At 45.8% G+C, this 26,547-nt stretch carries 19 protein-coding genes and 1 tRNA gene; 15 read left to right on the plus strand and 5 right to left on the minus strand.

Translation table 11 applies throughout. The features are described from left to right. Positions 1 to 13: 13 nt before the first annotated feature. The 5 genes from AB6805_RS11825 to AB6805_RS11845 all read left to right on the plus strand — a co-directional run bounded on the left by AB6805_RS11825 (position 14) and on the right by AB6805_RS11845 (position 5,046). Positions 14 to 2,302, plus strand: a complete 2,289-nt coding sequence (locus AB6805_RS11825) for a molybdopterin cofactor-binding domain-containing protein (protein WP_370909635.1) — start codon at positions 14 to 16, stop codon at positions 2,300 to 2,302. Then, complete coding sequence (locus AB6805_RS11830; protein WP_370909636.1) at positions 2,299 to 2,766, plus strand: (2Fe-2S)-binding protein; 468 nt, start codon at positions 2,299 to 2,301, stop codon at positions 2,764 to 2,766. Before AB6805_RS11825 ends, AB6805_RS11830 begins: the two co-directional genes overlap by 4 nt. Before the next feature lie 2 nt (positions 2,767 to 2,768). Further along, positions 2,769 to 3,383 carry a hypothetical protein gene (locus AB6805_RS11835; RefSeq protein WP_370909637.1) on the plus strand — a complete coding sequence of 205 codons (615 nt, stop codon included), beginning with the start codon at positions 2,769 to 2,771 and terminating at the stop codon, positions 3,381 to 3,383. Positions 3,384 to 3,469: 86 nt separating this feature from the next. Continuing rightward, positions 3,470 to 4,255 carry a DUF4394 domain-containing protein gene (locus AB6805_RS11840; protein ID WP_370909638.1) on the plus strand — a complete coding sequence of 262 codons (786 nt, stop codon included), beginning with the start codon at positions 3,470 to 3,472 and terminating at the stop codon, positions 4,253 to 4,255. Positions 4,256 to 4,746: 491 nt separating this feature from the next. Then, the gene (locus AB6805_RS11845; protein WP_370909639.1) at positions 4,747 to 5,046 is read left to right on the plus strand and encodes a hypothetical protein; all 300 of its coding nucleotides are present in this window, start codon (positions 4,747 to 4,749) and stop codon (positions 5,044 to 5,046) included. Positions 5,047 to 5,370: 324 nt separating this feature from the next. On the opposite strand, the gene AB6805_RS11850 is transcribed toward AB6805_RS11845, so the two are convergent. After that, positions 5,371 to 5,444: transfer RNA gene (locus AB6805_RS11850), tRNA-Asp, on the minus strand. A gap of 159 nt (positions 5,445 to 5,603) precedes the next feature. Between AB6805_RS11850 and AB6805_RS11855 the strand changes: the two genes are divergently transcribed. Together AB6805_RS11855 and dapA are read left to right on the plus strand one after the other, a co-directional pair. After that, positions 5,604 to 6,557, plus strand: coding sequence for an acetyl-CoA carboxylase carboxyltransferase subunit alpha (locus tag AB6805_RS11855; protein WP_079469072.1), 954 nt, complete (start codon positions 5,604 to 5,606; stop codon positions 6,555 to 6,557). Between the two features lie 79 nt (positions 6,558 to 6,636). Then, a complete protein-coding gene (gene dapA / locus AB6805_RS11860; RefSeq protein WP_370909640.1) occupies positions 6,637 to 7,512 on the plus strand; it encodes a 4-hydroxy-tetrahydrodipicolinate synthase in 876 nt (291 codons plus the stop codon). Between the two features lie 67 nt (positions 7,513 to 7,579). On the opposite strand, the gene AB6805_RS11865 is transcribed toward dapA, so the two are convergent. Further along, positions 7,580 to 8,488, minus strand: coding sequence for a ribonuclease Z (locus AB6805_RS11865; protein ID WP_370909641.1), 909 nt, complete (start codon positions 8,486 to 8,488; stop codon positions 7,580 to 7,582). 79 nt (positions 8,489 to 8,567) lie between these two features. Then, entirely contained in the window at positions 8,568 to 8,942 is a 375-nt protein-coding gene (locus tag AB6805_RS11870; protein ID WP_370909642.1) for an STAS domain-containing protein, read from the minus strand. A gap of 298 nt (positions 8,943 to 9,240) precedes the next feature. Between AB6805_RS11870 and AB6805_RS11875 the strand changes: the two genes are divergently transcribed. From AB6805_RS11875 to AB6805_RS11905, 7 genes are all read left to right on the plus strand, one after another. Further along, positions 9,241 to 11,775 carry an ATP-dependent Clp protease ATP-binding subunit gene (locus AB6805_RS11875; protein ID WP_370909643.1) on the plus strand — a complete coding sequence of 845 codons (2,535 nt, stop codon included), beginning with the start codon at positions 9,241 to 9,243 and terminating at the stop codon, positions 11,773 to 11,775. Positions 11,776 to 12,228: 453 nt separating this feature from the next. Next, positions 12,229 to 14,094: a hypothetical protein gene (locus AB6805_RS11880; protein WP_370909644.1), complete on the plus strand. Its 1,866-nt coding sequence runs from the start codon at positions 12,229 to 12,231 to the stop codon at positions 14,092 to 14,094. Between the two features lie 79 nt (positions 14,095 to 14,173). After that, a complete protein-coding gene (locus AB6805_RS11885) occupies positions 14,174 to 16,033 on the plus strand; it encodes a hypothetical protein (RefSeq protein ID WP_370909645.1) in 1,860 nt (619 codons plus the stop codon). A gap of 9 nt (positions 16,034 to 16,042) precedes the next feature. After that, on the plus strand, positions 16,043 to 17,608 hold the full coding sequence (locus AB6805_RS11890; RefSeq protein WP_370909646.1) for a T9SS type A sorting domain-containing protein: 1,566 nt from the start codon (positions 16,043 to 16,045) through the stop codon (positions 17,606 to 17,608). A 114-nt stretch (positions 17,609 to 17,722) separates the two neighbouring features. Then, positions 17,723 to 18,412, plus strand: a complete 690-nt coding sequence (gene cmk / locus AB6805_RS11895) for a (d)CMP kinase (protein WP_370909647.1) — start codon at positions 17,723 to 17,725, stop codon at positions 18,410 to 18,412. Positions 18,413 to 19,039: 627 nt separating this feature from the next. After that, positions 19,040 to 20,992, plus strand: a complete 1,953-nt coding sequence (locus tag AB6805_RS11900; RefSeq protein ID WP_370909648.1) for a tetratricopeptide repeat protein — start codon at positions 19,040 to 19,042, stop codon at positions 20,990 to 20,992. Between the two features lie 59 nt (positions 20,993 to 21,051). After that, positions 21,052 to 21,816 (plus strand): LytR/AlgR family response regulator transcription factor, encoded by a 765-nt coding sequence (locus AB6805_RS11905; RefSeq protein WP_370909649.1) that lies wholly within the window; start codon positions 21,052 to 21,054, stop codon positions 21,814 to 21,816. A gap of 268 nt (positions 21,817 to 22,084) precedes the next feature. Here AB6805_RS11905 and AB6805_RS11910 read toward each other — a convergent pair whose 3' ends face one another. Both AB6805_RS11910 and AB6805_RS11915 read right to left on the minus strand, forming a co-directional pair. Beyond that, positions 22,085 to 23,308, minus strand: coding sequence for a 4-hydroxy-3-methylbut-2-enyl diphosphate reductase (locus AB6805_RS11910; RefSeq protein ID WP_370909650.1), 1,224 nt, complete (start codon positions 23,306 to 23,308; stop codon positions 22,085 to 22,087). Positions 23,309 to 23,343: 35 nt separating this feature from the next. Continuing rightward, positions 23,344 to 24,219, minus strand: coding sequence for a rhomboid family intramembrane serine protease (locus tag AB6805_RS11915; RefSeq protein ID WP_370909651.1), 876 nt, complete (start codon positions 24,217 to 24,219; stop codon positions 23,344 to 23,346). A gap of 353 nt (positions 24,220 to 24,572) precedes the next feature. Between AB6805_RS11915 and rpsA the strand changes: the two genes are divergently transcribed. Next, on the plus strand, positions 24,573 to 26,480 hold the full coding sequence (gene rpsA, locus AB6805_RS11920) for a 30S ribosomal protein S1 (protein ID WP_370909652.1): 1,908 nt from the start codon (positions 24,573 to 24,575) through the stop codon (positions 26,478 to 26,480). Positions 26,481 to 26,547 lie beyond the last annotated feature (67 nt).

The raw sequence follows: 26,547 nt of genomic DNA on the forward strand, positions 1-26,547 counted from the left end.
TAAAAATACAAAAATGACACATCAAAAAAACGCTATTGACAGACGATCATTTTTAAAATCCTCGGCTCTGGCCGGTGGTGGACTGATGATAAGTTTTTCCTGGTTGTCATCATTCGCATTTGCGGATAAACAAAATGAGACGCAATGGAATGAATTAAACGGCTATATTAAAATCACCCCGGATAATATCATAAAGATCATCAATCCTAATCCGGAATTTGGTCAGAATCTGATGACCTCATTACCCATGATTGTAGCCGAAGAGCTGGATGTACAATGGGAAAAAGTAGTGGTGGAAATGGGGCCGCACGACAATGTAAAATTAGGCCCGCAATTTACAGGCGGAAGCAATTCGGTGAGGATGTACTGGAAACCACTTCGCGAAGCGGGAGCGGCAGCTCGTCAGATGTTGATGATGGCCGCAGCTCAAACCTGGAGTGTACCTGTGGAAGAACTGACAACGAAAGCTGGAATGCTTTATCATGAAAAAAGCGGTAAATCGGGAACCTACGGCCAGTTTGCCTCAAAAGCCTCCGGCATTCCCATACCCAAAGATGTAAAGCTAAAAGATCCAAAGGATTTTAAAATAGTACGAAACTCAAAGAAAAATGTAGAAGGTCAAAAAATTGTGTCAGGCAAACCTCTTTTTGGCCTGGACTATAAGCATGAAGGAATGCTGATTGCCATGATTGAACATCCTCCCGCTTTTGGGATGAAACTTAAATCTTTTGATGCAGCACAAACACTAAAAATGCCCGGCATCAAAGATGTTTTCAGCCTCAAAATGTATCCGGATGATTATGAACAGGGTGGTTTTGATACGCGGACATTCAATGAGCTGCTGGTAGTAGTGGGCAATACTACCTGGGAAGTGATGAACGCCCGTAAAAAACTGGTGGTGACCTGGGAGCCAGCCGGCGATATCAAATTTACGATGGCTGGAAGAAACGGGAAAACAGAGGTTGTTGTACCAGGAGAGCTTGAAAGTACGACTACCCAGCTTGAAAAAATGAAGGAATATGCTGCCAAACCTGCACGACAGTTAAGAAAAGACGGGGACCCGGAAACTGCATTTAAGAATGCAGCGCAGGTTATAGAACGCACCTATAATGCGCCGTTTCTGGCACATAACTGCCTGGAGCCAATGAACTTCTTCGCTCATGTTACGGATGAAAAAGCTTTATTGGTAGGTCCTTTACAGGCACCTGGATGGACTGAACCTACGTTGTCTAAAATCTTAAAGCTGCCGCCCGAAAAAATTGAGATTCAAATGACCCGGATGGGTGGTGGTTTTGGACGTCGTGCATATGGACACTACCTGGTAGAAGCAGCGCTTATTTCCAGGCAGGCCAAAGCACCCATAAAATTGATGTATAGTCGTGAAGACGATATGACATACGGTATCTACCGTCCGATGTATACAGCTACTTACCGTGCAGCATTGGATGCAAATAAGAACCTTATTGGTTTTCATGTAAAAGGGGGTGGTATTCCTGAGAATGCCATTCATGCAAACAGGTTTCCGGCCGGCGCAGTTGATAATTATCTTGCGGAAGGGTGGGAGATTCCTTCCAATATAACGATTGGCGCTTTCAGGGCGCCACGATCAAACTTTAATGCAGCAGCAGAGCAATCCTTTCTGGATGAATTGGCAGAAGCAATGGGTAAGGATCCAATTGATTTAAGGCTGGAATTGTTGAAACGGGCCAAAGAAAATCCTGTTGGTAAAAACAATGAATATGATGCCGACAGGTACGCTGGGGTACTGAAACTAATTAAAGAGAAATCAGGCTGGAATAACCCGGAGAATAAAAAATACCGGCGTGGTGTAGCCGCATACTTCTGCCATAATTCTTATGCCGCACATGTGGTGGATATGATAGAGAAGGACGGGCGACCTTATATTGAAAGAGTTTTCAGCGCCATTGATTGTGGAATCGTAGTAAATCCTGATGCGGCAGCAAACATGGTACAGGGGGCAGTTGTTGATGGAATCGGGAACGCTCTTTACGGGGGATTGACCCATGAAGACGGTGCTGCGGTACAGAAAAATTTCAGTCAATACAGGATAATAAGATTTCATGAAGCACCAAAGAAGATAGACGTTCATTTTGTGCAAAATAATATTGATCCTACCGGATTAGGCGAACCGCCTTTCCCACCTGTGTTTGGTGCGGTAGCCAATGCATTATATAAAAGCACGGGTAAACGGTTTTATAATCAGCCCTTTATTTCACAACTGGAGGAGCTTTCAAATAGCCGTTTGAATAACAATTCTTCACTATTTATTAAACAACTATGATTACCTTAAACATAAACAGCAAAACTTACAACCTGGATGTAAATCCTGATACTCCGCTGCTTTGGGTACTCAGAGATACTATTGGTCTTGTTGGAACAAAATACGGCTGTGGTGTGGCACAATGTGGGGCATGTGTTGTTCATTTGAATGGCGAAGCTGTTCGTTCATGTGTTACAAAGGTGAGTAGGGCCGCAGGGAAAAAAGTTGTAACAATAGAAGGGTTATCAGAAAATAATGATCATCCGCTACAAAAAGCATGGCTGGAATTAGATGTTCCTCAGTGCGGATATTGTCAATCCGGGCAAATCATGTCTGCAGCAGTGCTTCTCAGGGAAAATAAAAATCCAACCGACCAGGATATTGACGCTGCAATGGCAGGTAATATTTGCCGGTGTGGTACTTACTTACGCATCAGAAATGCCATCCACCTGGCCGCCAATATTCAGAAAGCTAAAAAAGGATAAGTATGCCTGAAAGATATTTTTTGCCTAAAAAAGCCATGTTTGTAATTGGTACATTATTAATCTTTCTCGCGATAGTAACGTCCGCCTTTGAAGGAAAGCCTGCATTGGATAAAAGTGAAAACAAACGTGATAGCGTCGCTTCTGTGTCTGCGTTCAGGACCGTGTATAAAGTGCTCACAAGCCCGCGTTGCATGAATTGCCACCCCTCGGGAGATGTGCCTTTACAGGGGGATGATAGTCATTTGCACGCCATGTTACCACAGCGGGGTAAGGATGGAAAAGGACTGTATGCCATGAAATGTTCCAACTGTCACCAGCCGGAAAATTCAGTGGGAGTACATACGCCTCCCGGTAATCCCAACTGGCATTTGCCGCCGGCAGATATGAAGATGGTTTTCCAGGGTAAAACACCCCATGAACTTGCAAAACAATTGATTGATCCTGCGCGCAATGGTCATAAGAATATGGCCAAACTGATAGCACATGCCGATGATGGCCTGGTACTGGCCGGATGGAATCCCGGAGAAGGAAGAACATTGCCGCCTGTTAGCCATGAAGAATTTAAAAAAGCCTGGCTTGCCTGGATCCAGAATGGCGCATTTGCCCCGGCGCCTTAGCAATGAGGCAATTTGATGCGACTAAATAAGCGTTTGTTCAAAAAATATTACTTTTATGTAGATTTTAACCCTATAAACATCCTATCATGAAACTTTATATTTTAGTAGCATTAGGATTATTTAGCCTCACTACCATTGCCTGCAAAAAAAGTAAAAAGGATGATAAGCCTGTTATCAATGCCTTCGCTACAAGCGGGAACAACCTGCTTTCATTTAACCTGCATTCACCTGCTACCGCTTCTGCCATGCCAATCACCGGGCTCCTGCCTGGAGAAACAATCGTTGGCATGGATATCCGCCCTGCCAACAACCAGCTGTATGCAGTAGGAAGCACCAGCCGTCTTTACCGGATTAATACTTCCACAGGAGCGGCTACTCCCGTGAGCGCGAGCCCCTTCGCCGAGGTACTAAATGGTACCGCTTTTGGAGTGGACTTCAATCCATCCGCAGACCGGTTAAGAATCGTCAGCAACACAGGCCAGAACCTGCGCATACATCCGGAAAACGGCACACTAGTCGCTAAAGACACTGATATTGATCCTCCCGACAGTGGTATATCTGCTGTGGCTTATAGTAATAATACCGCCGGATCAGCAAGCACCGTATTGTACGACATTGGCTATGCCAACAACTCACTTTATAGGCAGGATCCACCAAACGGAGGAACTGTTATTTTACTGGGGCGACTTGGTATAGTAGCGAGTGAAGCCAGTGGTTTTGACATCAGCGGCAGTTCAAATAAAGCATACGCATTATTTACAGAGGGAGGCACAACAAAGCTTTATATGATTAACCTGGAAACAGGTGCTGCAACGGCAGTGGGCGATTTTCCGGCTTCAGTTAAAGGGCTGGCTATTGCGCTGAATCTTTGAGTTTTTCTTTAATAAAAAACACTCGGAAAACTTAATCTGACAGCCTTTAAAGATTTGCCAGGTACTTTTTGGCTGTATCTTACTGTCAGTAAGGCATAGGTCATAGCTGCCGATCCTAGTGGGTTTAACAAAAAAAGCACGGGATAGTGCGATTGAAGCGTTCACAGGTACTATTTGTCTGAGAGCTACGGGGCTTTGGTCTTGCTGTGATCAACGGAGAGTATTGTGCCAAAGAGTTATTGGATTGACTTAAAAAAGAAGCTGACTAATGAAGGAAGCGAGTTGTACGAAAAAATCGTACAGCTGAAATTTAAAGCTGCTGATAACAAAATGTATGCAAATGATTGCTTAGATAAACAAGCCCCGATTATTTCTTTCATCAGTTCATAATTTTACCAGGTGTTTGGAGTTCTCCCCATTGCAGGTCTCCAGATAGTAATTATGACGCTTAGTACGCTTTTTAAGAATTTGTTTAGTAGTATATTTAAAAAATGTTAGACTTTTATTTAATACATGATGACCAGTCAACACCAGGATACCCGGAACTGGGCGGTCTCGAACCAGTTGGTGGACTTGATGAGAAATGCTTTGAAACGCTAAAGAATAAAAAAATTATTCCCGGGAACTTTGATTATTATACAGATTTCAGGTGGGATACTTCCTTAACAAAGCAAATGCGCGAGCATATTCCAGAAAGGGGTCTCAAAGCCGACAGTTGCGTGAAAAACCTTGTTACGCTATTGGATAGGGCAGAGCAACATAAATGCGGATTGATGGCATATTGTGATTAATTTCTCAATCGGTTATATCATAAGTTGCATACTATTATACCATGTGGCGCCTTTGATTTTTCCAGAATTAATAGAATAGAGAGTTTTTCATTAACCTTCATAACACACATTTTAGGTGATCGAATAAAAATTCGCTCGTTCCTAAACCCTTCTCACAAAAACATGGGATTAACTGAGGGTACCAATTTCGGAAAAAAAACAGGTACCCTTTTAGGTACCCTTTCTCTTTGGTAATGTTTGTTATTACTTAATATGCTTTTCTTGCTAAAATCCTGATTCTAGTGGGTTTAAGCAAAAAAAAGCCACTCTAAAAGAGTGGCTTTGCGGACCGGACGGGACTCGAACCCGCGACCTCCGCCGTGACAGGGCGGCATTCTAACCAACTGAACTACCGATCCATTCCTTTTTTTGTCCTAAGAACTTGTGTCCCAATCCGTTGTGTTCCTCCGTTTTGGGATTGCAAAGATAGCAACAAAGTTCCCAATTAAGCAAATCTTTTTTAAAAAATATTTTCAGCATTATCTTTACATCCGATCTTTAACCAATTTAATCAAATTATGCAATTCCTGGATTTCGAGAAACCTATCGCTGACTTATACGATCAGCTGGAGAAGCTGAAGGAAAATGGTGAAAAATCAGGTGTGGATGTTTCTGCTACTGTTAGCGAGTATGAGCAAAAAATTGCTGATACCCGCCAGAATATCTACGACCACCTCACCGCATTCCAGCGCGTACAGCTGAGCCGTCATCCGGATAGGCCCTATACACTGGCGTACATCGAAAAAATGTCCACCAATTTTACGGAACTGCATGGCGACCGGAATGTAAAAGACGATAAAGCCATGGTAGGCGGTTTCGCCGACCTGGATGGCGAAACAGTCATGTTTATTGGTCAGCAGAAAGGCGTAAACACCAAAATGCGCCAGCTCAGGAACTTTGGTATGGCCAACCCCGAAGGGTACCGCAAGGCCCTGCGCCTGATGAAACTGGCCGAAAGATTCAATAAGCCCATTGTTACCCTCATCGATACCCCCGGCGCTTATCCCGGCCTGGAAGCGGAAGAAAGAGGCCAGGCAGAAGCCATTGCCCGCAACCTCTTTGAAATGGTAAAACTCCGCGTCCCCGTCATCTGTATCGTAATCGGGGAAGGCGCTTCCGGTGGCGCACTCGGCATCGGTATCGGCGACCGCGTATTTATGCTTGAAAACAGCTGGTATACGGTAATTTCTCCCGAAAACTGCTCCACGATCCTCTGGCGTAGCTGGAATTTCAAGGAAAAAGCGGCAGAAGAGCTGAAGCTGACCTCCGATTATATGAGCCAGTTTGGCCTGGTAGACGGCATCGTACGCGAACCACTCGGCGGCGCTCACGTAAATCCCGATGAAATGGCCCACCTGCTGAAGGTCCGCATCAAGGAAACACTCGCAGAATTAAAGAAAATTGATCCGGATACCCGCATCGAACAAAGGATCGATAAGTTCTCCCGCATGGGTTTCTACGAAGAGAAATAAAAAATATTTAGAGATAACAATAAAAATTTCGAATTTCGGCCTTCGAAGTTCGAAATTTTTATTTTCCCGTAAACGCAATATGGAACAACTAAAAGGCACCGGGGTGGCATTGGTAACACCCTTTAAAGCAGATGAAAGCATAGATTGGAATGCTTTGGAAAAGTTGATCAACTACGTGATCGATGGCGGCGTGAACTATGTTGTGTCTTTAGGCACAACTGGCGAAACACCTACTCTTTCTGCAGATGAAAAGCTGGATTTGATAAAATTCACTTTCGAAAAGGTGTCGAAGCGGGTGCCTGTAGTGATTGGCGTTGGCGATTATAACACAAGGGATGTGGTTAAACGGCTGGAGAAATGCCCGCTCGATGAAGCGGCTGCCATTCTCAGTGTAGCGCCTTACTACAGTAAACCTACCCAGGAAGGGATCTTCCAGCACTATAAAACCATTGCTGAAGCCTCTCCCAAACCGGTAATCCTGTACAATGTTCCCGCCCGTACCGGCCGGAATATGACTGCGGAAACCACCCTGCGCCTGGCGCATGAGGTGGAAAACATCGTGGCCATGAAGGAAGCTTCCGGCGATATCATGCAGTGCATGCAGATTATCCGCGATAAACCAAAGGATTTCCTCGTTATCAGCGGCGACGACGCACTGGCACTGGGTCAGCTGGCCTGCGGCATGGACGGCGTTATTTCGGTAGCAGCCAACTATTTTGCGACCGATTTTTCCAGCATGGTACACGCGGCCCTGTTAAACGATTATCCCGCTGCACGGACGCTCAATTACAAAATGCTGGAAGGATTTGAACTGATGTTCTCCGAAAATAACCCTGCCGGGATCAAGGCATTCCTACATTACGCAGGGATTATGGAAAATACTTTCCGCCTGCCTGTACTGCCCGTTACCGACGGACTGTATAGCAAGATAGCAGCCTATCTGAAGAACTACTAACAGTAAAATGTAAATAAAAAAGCAGCAGCCGTCCACCAGGGATGGCTGCTGCTTTCATTTTATAAACCTAGATAATATACGTTACGCCCTCTTCCGCAATCTCCGTATTCAGGAAAACGGGCCTGGATTCATCCAGGAAAGGTTGTAATTCGGTGTATTTGGAAGAAAAATGGCCAATCAGCAGCCGTTTTACCGCCGCTGCAGCTGCAAGGGAGGCCGCCTGCACCGAAGTGCTGTGAAACCGCTCTGCGGCCCGCTGCTCTAAATCGTGCAGGTAGGTGGTTTCATGATACATGAGGTCCGCATCCTTCAGCACCGGCAACAGATTTACATCATACAGGGTGTCGGCACAATACACGTACCGCTTGCCGGTAGGCGGAGGTAAAGTTACCCAGTCGTTTTTTACCACGGTACCGTCTTTCCGCTGATAATCGGCGCCATCCTGTAATTTGCTGAAATAAGCAGCCGGGATCTCATAAGCCCTGGCCTGTTCGGGGATCAGTTTGCGCTTGCGTTTCTGCATCTCAAAAGAAAAACCAAAACAGGTAATCCGGTGCTGGGTAGGGAAACAGCTTACGGTAAGATCCTTATCCTCCAGGATAATACCGCTGTATCCCGGCTGAAGCGGCACAAAGGTCAGTTCAAACTTCAGCACAGTGCCAGAGCAATCCAGCTGTAGCTGGATAATTTGTTCCAGTTCCGGTGGCGCATATACGCTGATCGGGTCGGTACGGCCCATAAGACTGAGTGTATTCAACAGGCCGATCAGCCCGAAGTAATGATCCCCGTGAAGATGGCTGATGAAAATATATCTCAGCTTACTGCGCCTGATCCGGTACCGCGCGATCTGTAATTGTGTGCCTTCTCCGCAATCTACCAGCAGGAGCTGCTCATTGCAGGTAACTACCTGGGCAGTGGGGTGCCTGTCCAGGGTGGGGATAGCAGAATTGTTACCTAATATCGTGACTGCGAACATGTAAATAGCTTTAATCGTTCAATTGCCTCTTTTTTTAAATCACCCTTACGTGGGAGTAAAAAAGAGCAGCAATCCATCCTTATTCCAATCCATTCAGTAATTCTCTTTCCAGCTCTTCCATCATTACGAGGTCTATTGCCTCTGCCATGGTGGGCGCCAGATTGAGCATATCATCTCCCGCAGATTTCAACTCAGCTGTTAAAGTGTTGTTAAGACCGGTGATTGCGCAGGAAAAATTAGTGTCATACATACGCTGATAAACTGTTAAAATGGCTTCAACGCCCTTTGCATCAATTTTTTGTACCAATGTCATATCCAGTATGAGATTGCGTCCTTCCAGCTCCGGCAATCCTGTTGCAGTAGCCACAAAGTCATCTGACAAATTAGCATCCAATGCTGCTTCTTCCGGACAAAAAACGACTATTTTTTCTTTGGTATCAATTTTGAATTTCATGCGTTGGACGTTGTTTTATACTTTTAGTAAAAATAAATTTTGAACAGAGGGACCCGCCTATAAAATATAACCGCAAGAGATTGAAAACAAAAACCTCTTTTTCTTCGTAGATATTTTTAAACGAACGTACCCGCATCACCACAAAAATAATCTTATACTATTAAAGTGTAAGTTGTTTAAGTTTAAAAAGGAATAACTTCATTTCCGCATAAAGCGTGATAATCTTAAGTCAGAATTATTCGTTATTATTGTATAAGCAAGCCCCCGTAAGGGTTTTTGATAATTTAATAATCTCACAATGGACCAGAATTTTTCACCGCAAGTTAAGGAGATCATTTCGTTCAGCAGAGAGGAAGCTTTACGCCTGGGCAATGACTTCATAGGTACTGAACACCTGCTGTTAGGTATTATTCGAGAAGGCGAGGGCACGGCCGTAAAGATTCTGCAGGCTTTGAACGTAGATCTGTATGAGTTACGCAAGGAAGTAGAGCTGGCTGTTAAAGATAAGACAGGAAAGAATATCGCTAACATCAATAGTCTCCCGCTTACCAGACAGGCAGAGAAAGTTATACGGGTTACCGTACTGGAAGCCAAAGCACTGAAAAGCGCTACGGTGGAAACGGAACACCTCATGCTTTCTATACTCAAGAATAAGGAAAACGTTTGTACACAAATCTTACAACAATTTGACGTGGACTACGATACTTTTAAAAACGAACTGGGCTTTGTAAAATCTGCGGACCCTAAATCTGAATTCGACGATCCGGGCGAAGAAGAGTTTGAGGACGAAAGAAAGAGTTACGCAAGCAAAGCCAAACAGACAAATACCAAATCCAAGACGCCCGTACTGGATAACTTTGGTAGAGATATTACCAAGCTGGCCGAGAGTGGCAGCTTAGACCCGATTGTTGGCCGCGAGCAGGAAATTGAAAGGGTATCCCAGATACTTTCCCGCCGTAAAAAGAACAATCCGATCCTTATTGGTGAACCCGGTGTGGGTAAAACCGCCATCGTGGAAGGTTTGGCGCTGCGTATCGTGCAGCGTAAAGTTTCCCGCGTGCTTTTCGATAAGCGCGTGGTAAGCCTCGACCTCGCCGCCCTGGTGGCCGGTACCAAATACCGCGGCCAGTTTGAGGAAAGGATGAAGGCCATCATGAATGAACTCGAGAAAAACAGGGACGTAATCCTGTTTATCGATGAAATTCATACAATCGTGGGCGCTGGTGGCGCTTCCGGTTCACTGGACGCTTCCAACATCTTTAAACCGGCACTCGCAAGGGGCGAACTCCAATGCATTGGCGCTTCCACCCTCGATGAGTACCGCATGTACATCGAAAAAGATGGCGCACTCGACCGCAGGTTCCAGAAAGTAATGGTGGAACCACCAAGCGTGGATGAAACCATCATGATCCTCAATAACATCAAGCCGCGTTATGAAGAATACCATAACGTAAGCTATACAGATGCAGCCATTGATGCCTGCGTGAAACTGAGCGACCGCTACATGACCGACCGCCTCCTGCCCGACAAGGCAATTGACGTACTCGATGAAGTAGGCGCCCGCGTTCACCTGAAAAACATCAATGTTCCTCAGAATATCCTCGACCTGGAAAAACAGATAGAAGATATCAAACAGGAAAAGAATAAAGTAGTGAAAAGCCAACGCTTCGAAGAAGCAGCTGCTTTACGCGATACTGAAAAGAAACTGGGTGAAGACCTGGAACGCGCAAAAGCAATGTGGGAAGAAGAAGTGAAGCATAAACGCTACCCGATCGATGAGGAAGCTATCGCAGAAGTGGTAAGCATGATGACCGGTATCCCCGTTAAAAGGATGGTACAGGCCGAAACTGAAAAACTCCGCCGCATGGGTGAAGACCTTAAAGGCGCCGTGGTTGGACAGGACGAAGCCATCAGCAAAGTCACCAAAGCCATTCAGCGTAACCGCGTAGGTCTGAAAGATCCGAAAAAACCAATTGGTACCTTCATATTCCTCGGCCCTACCGGGGTAGGTAAAACAGAGCTCGCCAAATCACTGGCCCGCTATATGTTCGACTCCGACGAAGCGCTTATCCGCATCGACATGAGCGAATACATGGAGAAATTCTCTGTTAGCCGCCTCATTGGTGCCCCTCCGGGATATGTTGGATACGAAGAAGGTGGTCAGCTGACTGAAAAAGTTCGCCGCAAACCTTACTCCGTAATCCTCCTGGATGAAATTGAAAAAGCACATCCGGATATTTATAACCTCCTGCTGCAGGTACTGGATGATGGTATCCTCACCGATGGTCTCGGCCGTAAAGTGGATTTCAAAAATACCCTCATCATCATGACCTCCAACATCGGAGCCCGTCAGCTGAAAGATTTCGGCGCCGGCGTAGGTTTTACCACCAGCGCAAGAGCCGTAAATGAAGAAGAGAATACCAAGTCAGTGATCGAAAAAGCACTGAAACGTACCTTCTCTCCTGAATTCCTGAACAGGATCGATGACGTGATCATCTTTAACTCCCTGGCAAAAGAGCACATCTACACCATCATTGATATTACAATGAAAAGTGTACTGAAACGCCTGAACAACCTCGGATTCAGCCTGGAACTGACAGACGAAGCCAAAGGCTTCCTGGCAGATAAAGGTTACGACCAGCAGTTCGGCGCCAGACCGCTCCACAGAGCCATCCAGAAATACCTGGAAGATCCGCTGGCAGAAGAAATCCTCAACATGAACATTCATGATGGAGATATCCTCGTAGCTGACCTGGATAAGGAAAATCAAAAGCTGATCTTTACCCTGAAAAATAACTCTTCCAAGAGTAAATCAGAGAAATCAGAAGCGTAAATAACACGCAAAATATAACTAAAGCAGCCCGTCAGAAATGATGGGCTGCTTTTTTTTTATAACATGAACATGTTAACCTCCCTACCCGCACTAGATTATTTTAAGCAACCCCATCCCATAACAGCATATATTTCTTCCGATACCATATTTTACGACCCACATATGGTGAGCCTTACCCCGTCAGTGAATAATTATCGGAACTAAAATGGTATGATCATGTCATTTTTTAAAAAGATTTAATATGTCACATTTGCAGCATAGATTTTTATATGATCTATGTAATTACAATTATGTCAAACTATAACAGTTTAATATTTTTATTATTATTTAGATGATATAGAAACATGAATCCCTTATACCACGATAATTGAATCTATTTATCCTTATTACTGTCGCCCGGCAAATACCAAATGCCGGAGATGGGCTTGACATTTAATATTTATCCCTATATCTATGAGAAAATCTCTACGCATTGTAGTACGGGTGATGCTGGTTGGCGGTGTGGGCATGATCGCCTCAAAGGCAAATGCACAGCTGAAAGTCGGTAAAAATCCAACTACGATAGAAAAATCCGCTATCCTGGATCTGGACGCAGACAAACAAGGCTTATTACTCCCACGTTTAACCGACACAGTGGGCATCACAGGCTTAACCCCCCCGGATGGGATGGTCATCTACCTCAAAAAAGCCGGTGAAGAAGGCTTCTATGTAAGAAATCACGGCTACTGGCAGAGAATGGCTAACACAGGCGATGTAGCCAACACCTGGGGCCTCAGGGGTAACCCCGGCACCGCCGGCGATTTTATCGGAACCACCACCAACGTACCATTTTCCCTCAGGGGAAACAATGTGGAAGGTTTTGTGATCGATAACGGTTATGCCTTTCTGAAAAAGCTGGACCTGGTAACCTCCGGCGTAGATGTGTTACTGATAGATCCCGTTACCGGTAAAATCAACAAACGCACCATCTCCGAAACAGCCTTTACCACAGCGATCAATAAGATCAACGGTTTAACCGCAGCGGATCAGAAACTGACCACTGCTGCGCCCACGGCCACGCCAAACGATTACGCTTTCACTACTACCGGAACAGATACACACGTACTCACTATCGCCACACAAAAAGGTGTAACCGGCGCGGGTGAAGTAACCGCAGGTTTACTGAGTCTGGCCGACTATAAGCGCTTTGATAAAGCCACACTGGCCATGATCATTGGCGCATTCGATGCCACACCGGTAAACGACGGTTTAACTATCGACAACACCAACCCGGCGGTAGCTCCCAAACTGATCCTGCACGCTGCGGATGCCACCCATCCCGGTGCGGTTTCTACGGGTGCACAGTCGTTCGACGGTTTAAAAACCTTCCTGCAATCCGTTACAGGCAACGAAGACCTGACCGTCCTCAAGAAAGGTCAGTTCGGAACAGGATTAACCGTATTGGCTAATGGCGCCACTATCACCGGCAACTCTACTATCACCGGTAACTTAACATTACCTGGCGCTGCCAGCAATCTCTCGGTAGGAGGAAATTCCACCCTGAGCGGTACTCTGAATGTAACCGGCGCCACTGCACTGGCGAGCACCCTCGGTGTTACTGGTAAAGCCACCCTGGATAACGATCTCCAGGTAAAAGGAAATACGCAGCTCGACAATAACGTAGTGCTTACCAATATCGCAGACGGAACCACGCAGGATGTAGTATTACTCCGCGACGCTACTTCGGGCAATGTGGTGAAAAGAAAACTTTCTGCCACCGCATTTAAAGACCTGACCTTCAAATCAAGTCACGCCGGTCTCGATCTGGCAGTAGCCCAGGTGGCAGATGAAGTAACCGTGAGCATTCCCGTAGCCTCACCGGCCACCACCGGTGGGCTGGTAAGCAACGCCGCACAAAGCTTCGCAGGCGCCAAGAAATTTGGCGATGAAGTTTCCATAAAGAAAAATGTACACATCGGCGATACCAATAACATCGGCAACTCTACCTTGCAGGTAACCGGTTCTGTATCCATGTCTATCACTACCGTTACTGCCGGCGGCACTTACACGGTAGCTGCAACAGATAATACCATCCTCGTAAGCGCAAACGCCGTTTGCAGCGTGGTATTACCAGATGCTACCACCTGTACAGGACGTATTTATACAGTCAAAAAAATACCCGCTGCTTCCGCACCGGACGATACCAAAATTGATAACGATGTACAGATAACCTCCGCCGGCGGCACGCTGGAAGGCGGAGCTAAACTGACCATCTACAACGACTGGACCTTCTACACACTCCAGTCCAATGGAACAAACTGGTACGTGATCAAAAAATAAGCTGAGAAAATAATAGGAACGGCTATGTGCAAATCATAGCCGTTCTATTCCTTTGGGTACATTCCTTAAATGTTGATGTATGAAGCTGCAAGGGCTTATAAAAGTATGTGCTGCGATGCTGTTTTGCCTGGGCAATCAACAGCTGTCAGCACAACAATTAAAGCTGGGAACTAATCCTTCTCTGATAAAACAATCTGCTTTACTTGAACTGGAAAGCAAAAAGCAGGCACTCCTCCTTACCCGTATTGCAGATACCAATCAGATCGTTACCCCGGTAAACGGGATGATCATCTACCTGGAATCTGATAATACTTTCCGCGTCCGGGCCAATAACTACTGGACAAAACTGATAGCAGATGGCACCGCCATCAAATCCATTAACAACGACTTTTCCCCCGCACAGCAAATTAAAGCCACGTATACGCCAGGCGGCACTTTTGGCTTCACTTCTGCCGGCGGTATTCATAACCTTACCATTCCGGACGCTTCTCTCACAGCGCCCGGATTTGTTAATTACAGCGCCCAGTCGTTTAAAGGAGTAAAGAACTTTACAGAAGGACTGCAAACCTACTCACTGCGTGTAACCAACGACGTTAGTACACCCATAAAAATATTAGGAAAGGATGCCAGCGGAGATGTTGCTTCCATGACCATCGATAACAACTTATCCATCACAGCCGGACAACTGACGGTGAAAAACGGTATCAAATTATGGAACGCTAATAAAATAGCTGACTATGATGTATTGTTTGGTACCGCCCCTGTTAATAACGATGTACTTACTTTTAATGGAACGCAGTGGATGGCTAAAGCGGGTGCAGCTACTTTTATTCAGAACACAACTACTACACAGGCATCTTCAAATTTTAATATATCCGGAAGTGGTGTGATCGGCACAACGCTTACCGTGAAAGGGTTAACACCCGGTTCCATTCCCTATGTGGGCACAGGAAATGTTATTGCTGAAAATAACGGACAGCTATTCTGGGATGCTACAAAGTTGTTGTTAGGAATAGGCACCAGCGCTCCCGTGAATAAAGTGGAAATAGCAGGTCCACCGTCTACTTCAGCTCCTTTTTCAGCAAATACTTCTGGATTACGTTTAACAAACCTGGCCACTGCCACCCCGGCAGCGGCTACTTCCAAAGTGCTTTCGATAAACAGTACCGGCGACGTTATTTTAACAGATAACCCCGCTACCACCAATTGGCTTACCGGCGGTAACGCAGCCACTGCCACGCAATTCCTCGGAACCACCAATGCCATTGATATGGTGGTGAAGTATAACAATAAAGAACTTTTCAGGGGAAGCAGGGGACAAACCGCTGCCGAAAGCGGGGGCGTTGATTTTTCCGCCTCTACTTTAACCTTGTTCAACGGCGCCGTGAAATTTAACGGGCACCCGTTAATTGTACGTGCAAATGGAAATGATGTGCTGGCGTTTGAAGATAACGCAGGTACACCAAAATGGCACTGGAACCTGTTAAGCAACGGATTGAACTTTGTGGAAACTAACGTGCAGGATTACCGTTTGTTTCTGCAAAACGGCGGAAACGTGGGTATAGGAACCAGCGCTCCCGGCGCTTTGCTGGATGTAAATGGCACGGCAATACTTGGCGCTGACGGTACTGTGCTAAACGGTGTATACAGGGCGTCAAATGTGAATTGTACTGGCATAAACGGAGTTGCCGGTGCAACCAACGTTCCAAATAGTGCAACAGCAACTGCTACCGTAACATTCACCGTAACAGGTGCTACGCTTGCGTTGGGGGGCAATGTTATCATTAATCCACGGTTTGATTTTCCTTTCAATTTGCGCCTGATTTCTTCAAGGGTATCCGCCGATAACACCGTAACAGCAGTTTTTGTTAATACTGGTACTGCTGCCTACTCTTTGTCAGGAACCACCAGGCGCTTCGATATTACTGTAATCCAATAAAAAACATTGGTGAAGAAACTATTGCTGATATTATCCCTTTTGTTTTTGGTGGGTTTCACATCCGCCCAGCAAGGCGTTTACATCCCCGCCGGCGCTACCGTATGGCTCGCCGGCAATACCAACGTAGGCATCTTCGCTGATATGACAAACAACGGTGTCCTCGGCTCTAATCCCAATACCACCTTTTATTTCCTCAGCAAATTATGGACTAACGGCAACGGTGCTACGCTGCCCGATGAAAGCGCAGACGGCATTTCCGGTACCGGCGGTACCTTTCTCTTTTCCGGCGCCGGTCAGCAAAGGATATTTGGCGCTTACAGCTTTATTGCCGGAACAGGCGCCAGCTTTCCAAACCTGCAGCTCAATAACCCGGCAGGCTTACTGCTGGAAGACTTCAGCGATCTGAAGATCAGGAATAACCTTCATTTTGCGGGCGGACGCATCTATCTCAACGGCTGGAACCTCCAGGTAGGCGATAAAACGCCCGGTACCATTACCGGCTACAGCGACTACCGCTATGTGGTTACCGGGAAAGGAATAGCAGGCGGATTACTGTACCGCGCCGCTATCACCAATGCAAATGGAAAAGTGGTGTTCCCGGTAGGAACGGATGACTACAGCTATTCACCCGCCGCTGTGCTCATCACCGGCGCAAAAGATATGATAGGCGCGCGTGTATACGACAGCGTATTTACCGTGGCGGCTGGTGGCAGGGCTTACCCCGACAGCTTCGTGAACAAATCCTGGAATATCCGCCGGGTAGATAATAGTGGGGGAGAAGTAGATGTGATCCTGCAACACATGGACGTCAGCGAACTGCCGGCCTACGCTACTTCGCGCGACAGCAGCTTCATTACCCGCTTCGTTGGCGGCGTATGGGACGCCGTACCGGTAATCGCCAACAGGCCGTTGCCCGGTACATTAACCACTACGGCCATGGTACAACCGTCAACCATGCACCTCCGGCATTTCGATGCATTAGGCGCCAGCGAATACTTCACAAAAACAGCATTGATAGGCTCCGCCAAACCAGTCATGTTCCTCAGCTTTGAAGCCTACAGGATTGCCCCGTTATTGGTGCAGCTAAACTGGACCACCAGCCGTGAAATTTATAATGCCACATTTGAAGTGGAACGCCGCTACGAAAGACAGGAAGCATTCGTTAAAATCGGCGTGCTGCCAACTAAAGCAGTCAATGGCAATAGCAGCGTACCTTTGAGCTATACCTTCCCGGATGTGAATGATTACGACGACTGGACCTATTACCGCATCAAGGCAATAGGCAGGAACGGCAAAATCACCTATTCTGAAATACGCGCGGTACCTCCGTTTGTACAGATCAAGGTATTCCCGAATCCGAATAATGGTAACTTCAAAGTCACTATCCGCGGTATCCGCGGCGATATGCTCATGCAGCTGCACGATACCTGGAGCCAGGTAATGCGCCAGTATGAAGTAAGAAGGGACGCCGAAGTGAATATCTCAGATCTGCCGTCAGGCGTTTACTTCCTTGTGATCTACCACAAAGACACCATGAAAGTGGCTTATACCTGCAAGGTAGTAGTAGCCCAGTAAAAGGCCGGAATTTCCCCCAACCGGAAATTCCAGCCTTTTGTTTTGATTTTCTCGGAGATTTGCCCCAATTTTGTAGGGTTCTTCCCTATAGGCGATTCATTTAAACAGATAGTTTTGAAAAAAATAATCATCACGATAGATGGCTACTCTTCATGTGGCAAAAGCACTTTGGCCAAGCAACTGGCTAAAAAGCTGAACTATACCTATATAGACAGTGGTGCCATGTATCGTGCGATTACCCTTTATTTTATTCAAAACCGGATCGACTGGACGTCGCATCAAGCCGTGGCCACTGCACTGGAAGATGTTCACCTGGATTTTGTTCCTAACTCACTCACCGGCATCAGCGAAATGTATCTCAACAATGAAAACGTGGAACACCTGATCCGTGAAATGATCGTAGCTGAAAAAGTGAGCGAGGTAGCCGCTGTAAAGGAAGTCCGTGATCTGGCCGTAGCACAGCAAAAGAAGATGGGCGCCCGTAAAGGCATCGTGATGGATGGCCGCGACATCGGTACCGTAGTATTTCCCCATGCGGAACTTAAGATCTTCATGACCGCCGACATCGCGATCCGCGTGCAGCGCCGGTTTAAGGAACTGTATGAGAAAAATAAGAACATCACCCTCGAAGAAGTAAAACAAAACCTCGAACTGAGAGATTATATCGATGCCAACCGGGAAATAAGCCCGCTGCGCAAAGCAGAAGATGCTATCATCCTGGATAACAGCCACTTGAACCTAGATGACCAGCTTCAACTGGTGATGCAATGGGTGGAAGATGCTATTATGGCGCACTCCTCATAAAATATTATTTCCTTTTATTAAAACTCTTTTATACATTTGTTATGTGGCCTGTTGGTCACCAACCCGATAATTTTTCCACATCCTCCCGAATTTCCAGTAGAATTTTATTTTCATGCCCAAATGATGTCAACTTTTATTGACCATTTATGCATAGCCAACCTGATCCTCCCTGAAAAATACTGCTTAGGTAATTTTTGTATGGAAAAGTCCGTGCTGTTGATGTAGTGCTGTCGACTGTATAAGACATTAAGAACAAGTGCGTAAGACGCGTTATCATATATCGTGCTCCCGGAAAGGTCTTATCCTAGCTATATCCACAAGGACCCTTTGCTATTAACCGATTATAATGTTGCTATAATATAAAATTGAGTCTGCGTGAGCATAACCGCTGCCAGCAGGCATTTAAAGGTAATGTGGGATGGCGTGGTACGCCATGGCCGTTCCATGTTTTCAGTAGGTGTATTCGGTTAATAGGAAGAAGGGGCGAATTCTTTCGCCCTTTCGCTTTTTTAAACACTTTGATTGTCAGTGGAACTGTAGCGATATCCCGTTTAACCGGATATCTTTAAATCGCTACACGTTATTCGTAATTCTTTTTTTAAATTGTGTAGTCACACAGACCAGCCAATGTCTATAAAAGGTGTATGTTTTTTATGCTTGCTCCTGCTGGGGGCCTGTTTTGAGGCGATAGCCCAGGACTCCCTGCGGATATACAACCTGCTCGACTCTGTTCGCCGGCTCCCTTCCGATACCGGAAAAGTGTCTTTACTGCTGAAAAAAGGCGGAGTAAACAATCGCTTCTTTGAATCGCATAAAATAGAAAATCCCTTCTGGCAGGAAGCGCTCACCTTATCGCTACAGCTCAAATATCCCAAAGGATTATCGCAGGCATACAACGAATTAGGAACCGCAAAAAGAAATAAGTCGCAGTATATCGTTGCGGAAGATTATCACGAAAAAGCACTCAAAGCTGCGGAAGAAGCAAAAGACACTTCCCTCATCGTATTTTCCCTGAATAATGCCGGCGTGGATTGCCGGCGGCAGGATAAACTGCAGAAGGGATTCGACTACCACGTAAAAGCCCTCATACTGGCCGAAAAGATCAACGACATCCGCAATGTTTGCGTGGCCACCAACAGTATCGGGAATATACAGCTCACCACAGAAAAATATGCGGATGCCATCACCCACTTTAACCGCGCCCTCGAACTGGAAGAGAAAAGTGATAACCAGCTGGGCGTAGCCATTAACCTCGGCAATCTCGGTTACGCATACCAGGGCCAGAATAAGCTGGACCTGGCCATCCAATACTATAAACGCTCCCTGGCCATCAACCAGAAAATGGATCGCCCCATTGGTATGGCAATATGTTACAATGCCCTCGGCGCCGCCTATAAGGAAAAGAAAGATTATACCGCCGCCATGGACTACCTGAAAAAAGCACTGGAAGTAAACGACCGGGTAGACGATAAGGTACATGTGGCGGAAAGCTATCTCAGTATCGGTAAACTGCTGGGCGCACAAGGGAAACACGAGGAAGCCAGGAAAAACATGCTGCAATCTATCGAGATCAGCACCTTCTGGGGCTTCAAAGCCATGCTGATGGATGCGTATAAAGCACTCGCAGCAGACTTTAAAGAAAGCGGTGACTTTAAAAAATCACTGGAAGCGACCGATAAATCACTGTTGTATAAAGACAGTATCCTGGATGAGAAGTCGGCAATGGCCCTCGCCCAGATGCAAACCATTTACGAAGTAGACCGGAAAGATAACCAGATCCGTAACCTGGAACATGATAAAGTAATAGCGGCGCTACGTACTAAACGCAATGTGGTGGTCACCTTTTTCCTGGCGGCATTCCTGTTAATGGCCATCGTGGGCGGTTTGTTCTATATCCGTCACCGTAACCTGAAGGCAAATAAACGAACCTTACAGCTAGAACTGCGGTCGCTCCGCTCCCAGATGAATCCGCACTTTATCTTTAACTCCCTCAGCTCCATCCACCGGTACATCTGGAGCAATAACCAGGAAGAGGCATCCGACTATCTGACCAAGTTTTCCCGGCTCATGCGCCTCATCCTCGATAACACCCAGCACACTTTTGTTACCCTAAATAAAGAACTGGAATCATTAAGGTTGTATCTTGACCTGGAATCATTACGCTGTAACGGCATCTTTGAATACCGGTTCCTCATAGATGCCGAGATTAATGATGATGAAGTACTGATACCCCCCATGATATTACAACCATATGTGGAAAACGCTATCTGGCATGGACTCGTGCATAAACACCCGGATGAAAAAGGAATCCTTGATATTGAAATTGTACTGGAAAAAAGAAGCCTGGTATGTACGATCACCGATAACGGCATAGGCAGAAAAAAAGCAATGGAAATAAAAGAAAAGAAAGGACGGCTACATAATTCTGTAGGCATGAAAGTAACGGAAGGCAGGATAGACCTGATCCGTAAGATTAATAACAAGGAAGCAAAAGTAACGGTAACAGACCTGGAAGATGAAACCGGAAAGGCCACCGGAACAAAGGTGACTATAATTTTACCTGCGGAATTTATATTTTAGCTTACTCACTGATAAACCATAAAACAGCTGATAGCTAACAGCTAACAAAAGCTACTTGTATGAGCGAAATAAAAGCTATCATCGTTGATGATGAGCAACACTGCATTGATGCACTACAAACGATGCTGCAAAAAAAATGTCCAGGTGTACAGGTGATTGGTTGGGCTAAAAGTGTAAGGGAAGCAAAGGAAATGATTGATGAATTGCAGCCGGATCTGGTATTCCTCGACGTGGAAATGCCCTATCAGAACGGATTTGAGCTGTTGAAGTTATTTGAAAAGGTGTACTTCGACGTCATCTTCACAACAGCCTATGAACAATATGCTTTAAAAGCAATTAAGTTCAATGCGCTCGACTACCTGCTGAAACCCTTTAGTGTAAAGGAATTGCAGGATGCCCTGGAAAAATGCAGGGAGAAGAAATTGAACCGGCCGAAAGACCAGGGCATTTCTCCAATGGAAGTGTTTTTGCAGAACATGAAAACAATACAGCAAACACACAAGAAAATTGCATTACCCACTATCAACGGCCTGGTGTTTATGCCCGTGCAGAACATTGTCCGTTGTGAATCTACCGGTAACTATACCCGCATCTTTTTTACGGATAAGAAAAATCTCATGGTATCCCGCCCCCTGAAAGAGTTTGAAGAGTTGCTATCTGACGTGGATTTCTTCCGGGTACATAATTCCCACCTGATAAATATGCAGCAAATGCAATCGTATATCCAGGGAGAAGGAGGCTTTGCTCTGATGAGCGACGGTACACAGGTAGAAGTGTCCAGAAGACGCAAAGCAGAGTTCCTGAAAAAGGCGATGCAGTTCTAAATGAGGATGTACAGCGTATTTGCAGAAGTGCGTATTCCGATTTTATTCGTTTTTATGCCAGTTATAATTAATTACCTACCATATAATAAATGGCTATTGCAGGCATATTGGAGATAAACTACTTTTGAATTACGATTTCAATATAAACGCAATATAAAGATTTTATACTCTGCATTACTAGCGTGATTAGCCCCAAAGAAAAAAGACACCACGTGGTGTCTTTTTTGCTTTTATGATATTTTAATCAGTTTTGTACAGATAGATATTTTTAATCAATTATAGCCATTTCATCGGCCTTGTGCTCCAGCTGGTAAAACGAAAGCAGCCGGCGTATCACGCCTTCCACAAGGGCATCCGGACAGGAAGCGCCGCTGGTAAGCAGGATGGTTACCTTTTCTTTTTCCGGTAAAAAGCTGTCAGCAATAATCTCTTCTTTATGGTGAAAGTTCCAGTGATTAATCGCCTTTGCGGATAGTATTTTTTCGGGAGATGAGATAAAAAAAGTAGGCAGCTTTTCTTCACACAGTTCCACGAGGTGCGAAGTATTAGAGCTGTTATAGCCTCCCACTACAATAGCCAGGTCGGCAGGTTCCTGCAGCATGCCGGTAACGGCCGTCTGGTTATCATTGGTGGCGTAACAGAGCGTATCGCGGGTATCGGCAAACCTTTCGCCGGCGGTGGCCTCTGTGAGCCCGAAATGAGTGATCATCACCTGCCGGATGTAATCGGCAATGGTCTGCGTTTCGGTAGCCAGCATCGTGGTTTGGTTCACTACGCCTACCCGTTGAAGATCGGTAACCGGGTTAAAACCGGGTGAATATTGTCCTTTGAACAAGGTGCTAAATTCTTCCGGGGTACGCTGACCGGTAATAAACTCCGCCAACAGCTCTGCTTCCTTAATATCTTTTACTACCACGGTAGGCGTGCCGGAGGCGCTATGGGAAAAGGTAGCCCTGGTTTCTTCGTGCTTTGGCTTGCCGTGTACAATTACCGTATAGTTTTTCTTACCAATCTGTTCCGCCTTGTTCCATACGCGTTCCACAAAAGGACAGGTGGTATTGTATTTCAGTGGTTCAATACCCAGGGAGGCCAGCTGCCGCTCGGTTTCCAGGGTAGTGCCAAATGCGGGGATGATCACGATATCATCTGTTTGCAGGCTTTCCCAGGGAACCAGCTGATGGCCGGCGGTATCCATAATAAACTGCACGCCGCGGTCAAGCAGGTCGTTGTTTACATGCGGGTTGTGAATCATTTCACTGAGCAGGAAGATCCGTTTGCCCGGGTTTTCATCCACGGTTTTGAAGGCAATTTCGATGGCGTTTTCCACACCATAACAGAACCCGAAGTGCCGGGCCAGTAAAATCCGGAGCGGACCAAAATCCAGCTCGGTGGGCGTGAAGTCCTTTTTCATGCGGTCCTGCTGCTTGCGCTGGTTTTTGATGGCGCTGATCAGCGGACTGCGATATATAACCGGAACGTTAAATGTTTTCATGTGTTAAATGGCAGAAAATTGAAGGACAAAGTTAATCAGTTTTCTTTGCTCACTTTGTCCAGCCACGCTTTTTCTTCGGCGCTGAGGCTATTATAGCCTTTTTCATTGATCTTATCCAGGAGTTGGTCTAACCTGGAAGGGTCCCTGTCTTCGGCTTTTTTCACCACCTTTAGCGGTGATTTCTTGGGTTTGAATTTACGGGTCGGCCGTTGCTGGCGGCGGTTGTTGAAATCAAATAACCATATCAGGGGCTGGCAGAGGTCAGTACCTGCCTGCAGGGTGCGTATATAGAGGAAGCCCAGCAGGGAACCGCCCATGTGTGAAATCAGGCCGCCGATGTTACCATCCGGAATAGAGATCAATCCCAGTATCACCAGGGCCATCGCCAGCCATTTCAGTTTCACGCTGCCCAGGAACATCAGGCCAATTTCAAAATTGGGCATCAGGGTAGCCGCTGCCACCAGGATACACATGATGGCAGCCGAAGCGCCCACCATAGTGGTACCTACGAAGCCCGGAAAAAGACTGGCACTCAGCAGGTACAATAAACCGCCGGCAATACCTCCGAGCAAATAAAGGGGGAGTACCCGCTTATTTCCCAGGAAATCCCGGAACAGGTTACCAAACCAGTAAAGGTTGATCATATTGAAGAGGGCGTGGAAGATGCCAACATGTGTAAACATGTAAGTGATCAGCCCCCAGGGCTTTAGTATAAATGCGCTGAGCGGAACATTCATGGCCAGCTGATCATAGGTCCATTCAAAAGGAGTGGGCTGCTTGGTCAGGAACGCAATAAGACGCAGTATATTTAATCCCAGGAAGATGACGATATTCCAGAAAAGCAAATAGTTAACTGTGTTTCCCTGCCTGAGCCAGTAGCGAATATCCGATTGAAATGAGGTCCCGTTCATATACACAAATTAAAATAAAATCCGGGATTAAATAATAGTAATTAACATTTTGAAAGCACGAAAAGTAAGCCTGTTCACTGCTAATGAATATCATCTCTCCTGCACCTGTTAACAACAATTAATCCGGATACTGGTTCTTCCTGCGGCAAAAAAAATGCCGTTTACGCAGTTTAATTTTTCGTCGTAGTAAGATTATTAATAATGCAATTAAAAAATATCTGAGAAGACCAGCCAATACCGCAGCGGAAGGTGATTTTCTTCAATAAAAATACGTATAAACGGGTATTTTTTCGTATTTTTGCCGTCCCATAAAACAGGGTATCCGGGTATTCCGGGTAAAATTTTAATTTTTTATGAGCGAAAACAACATTTCTAACGAACAAAACGCTGAACAACAGGCTCCACAAGCAGAAGCTGCTGTGGTTGAAACAGCGACACCAAAGGCACCTGTAGCAAAAGTTGAAACGGCACACGACGATTTTGACTGGAGCGTTGACAAACGTAACGTTTCTTCTTACAGCAAAGAGGAAAAAGAAAAGTACGATGTTACTTACGACAGCACTTTCAAGGTGTTTGAAGAAAACAGCCTGCTGACTGGTACTGTTGTAGGATTAACCAACACAGATGTAGTGATCAACATCGGATTCAAATCTGATGGTTTGATTTCTCTGAACGAATTCCGTGATTTACCAGGTCTGAAGATCGGTGATGAAGTGGAAGTGCTGGTAGTAGAAAAAGAAGACCGCGATGGTAACCTGCACCTGAGCCGTAAACAGGCTCGCCAGAAACGTGCATGGGAAAAAATCGTGGAAGTTTACAAAACAGGCGAAGTGGTTACTGGTACCGTTACCAGCAAAACCAAAGGCGGCCTGATCGTAGATGTATATGGTATGGAAACATTCCTGCCGGGTTCTCAGATCGATGTGAAACCAGTTACAGATTACGACCAGTTTGTAGGCAAAACAATGGAATTCAAGGTGGTGAAAGTAAACGAAACCATCCGCAACGCCGTTGTTTCCCACAAAGCGCTCATCGAAAGCGATATCGAACAACAGAGAGTGGATATCATCAGCAAACTGGAAAAAGGCCAGGTGCTGGAAGGTACCATCAAAAATATCACCGACTTCGGTGCGTTCATCGACCTGGGTGGTCTGGACGGCTTGCTGTATATCACAGATATCAGCTGGGGCCGTATCTCCCATCCGAGCGAAGTGCTGCAGATGGATCAGAAAATCAACGTTGTTGTGCTTGACTTCGATGACGAAAAACGTCGCATAAGCCTCGGCTACAAACAACTGACCCCGCATCCGTGGGATACTTTGCCAGCTACTATCACCGAAGGTGCTAAAGTAAAAGGTAAAGTTGTAAACATTGAAGACTACGGTGCATTCCTGGAAATCATGCCAGGTGTGGAAGGTCTGGTTCACGTATCTGAAATCTCATGGGCTTCTACGCCAATCAACGCTAAGGAATTCTTCAAATTAGGAGAAGAATACGAAGCCGTTGTAGTTACCCTGAGCAAGGAAGAACGCAAAATGAGCCTGTCTATCAAGCAACTGACAGAAGATCCATGGTCTACTATCGAAACTAAATTCCCGGTTGAAAGCCGTCACAAAGGTATCGTGAAAAACATCACTCCTTATGGCGTATTCGTTGAACTGGAAACTGGTATCGGTGGAATGATCCACATCTCTGACCTGAGCTGGATCAAACGTTTCAACCACCCATCTGAATACACTAAAGTAGGTAACGAAATAGATGTAGTAATCCTGGGTATTGATAAAGACAACCGTAAACTGAGCCTCGGTCACAAACAGATCGAAGAAGATCCATGGAACACTTTTGAAACTATCTTCCCGATCAACTCCGTACACGAAGGTACCGTTGTGAAGAAAGATGATAAAGGTGCTACGGTTCAACTGCAGTACGGTCTGGAAGCTTACGCTCCTGCACGTCACCTCAGAACTGAAGATGAAAAACCAATCAACGTGGAAGACGTGAAAGAATTCATGATCATCGAATTCGATCGCAGCGAAAAACGTATCCTGGTTTCTCATACCAGAGTTTGGGAAAAAGCACAGGCGGAAGAAAAACAGGCTGTAGTGAAAGAGAAGAGAGAAGAAGCTGACAAAACCCGTAAGGCTGTGAAAAACATCCAGGGTAAAGTTGAGAAAGCCACTTTAGGTGATCTCGGCGCTTTAGCTGAACTGAGAGAAAAACTGAAACAATCTGAAGGCGGCGAAGAAAAAAGCGCGCAATAAGATCCGGTTTCATTAAATAATAAATCCCGCTTCGAGTAACATCGGAGCGGGATTTTTTTTATAATAG

Source organism: Chitinophaga sp. RCC_12, from assembly GCF_041360695.1.
Taxonomy (GTDB): Bacteria; Bacteroidota; Bacteroidia; order Chitinophagales; family Chitinophagaceae; genus Chitinophaga.